This is a genomic window from Mycobacterium sp. IS-2888 (assembly GCF_001954215.1).
In the GTDB taxonomy this organism is placed as follows: Bacteria; Actinomycetota; Actinomycetes; order Mycobacteriales; family Mycobacteriaceae; genus Mycobacterium.
Window position 1 is genome coordinate 1 of the sequence record NZ_MBET01000082.1, and the last position, 724, is coordinate 724.

Here is a 724-nt window from a genome sequence, read left to right on the forward strand (position 1 = left end):
GTCGTGACGACGTTGATTCCGGCTTCGAGCAGCCGAACATAGTCCGGGATGGCCAGCGCATCGCGCTCGGGACCGCTGGCCGCGTAGATGACGCAATCGGGTTTGAGGGCGATCAGCGCGTCCGCGTCATTGGTGGCGGCGAGGCCGATCGGCTCGCCATTGGCGAGTTCGCCGGCGTCCCTGCCGACTTTGTCGGGCGAATGCACCCATACCCCAACGAGTTCCAGGTCGGGCCGGCGGCGGATCGCATCGATGGCGATCGACCCAACTCCCCCCGTCGACCACACAACGGTACGCACGGGGTTCACCTCCCTACTCATGAGCGGCCGCGGCGCGTTCGAGGTATGGCCACGCCACATCGGGCGGCCCGGCCCACTCCGGCGCACGCAGGTCGAACCTAAGCGTGAACATCAACAGCACCATAACCTAAAATTTGTTCGTTAGGATAGTGTGCGCTCTCTTAACAGGAGGTACGAAATGGCAGCTCAGCGCGTAGTGGTCTGGGCGACCGGCGGCATCGGGTCGATCGCGATCCGCACTATCCACCGACGCCCCGATCTGGATCTGGTCGGCGTGTGGGTGCACTCCGCGGAGAAGGTCGGCAGGGACGCCGGCGAACTCGCCAATGGCGAGCCGATCGGCCTCGCCGCCACCAATGACGCGGACGCGCTGATCGCCCTCAAACCCGATTGCGTCATCTACGCGGCCAGCGGTCCCGCCCACA

Annotated in this window: 2 pseudogenes; one reads left to right on the forward strand and one right to left on the reverse strand. The window is 65.5% G+C overall.

The annotated features are described in order from the left end of the window. A pseudogene (locus tag A5745_RS15690) lies at positions 1–320 on the reverse strand (dihydrodipicolinate reductase); the annotation flags it as partial. Positions 321–477: 157 nt separating this feature from the next. Between A5745_RS15690 and A5745_RS15695 the strand changes: the two are divergent. Then, positions 478–724, forward strand: a pseudogene (locus tag A5745_RS15695) (dihydrodipicolinate reductase); the annotation flags it as partial.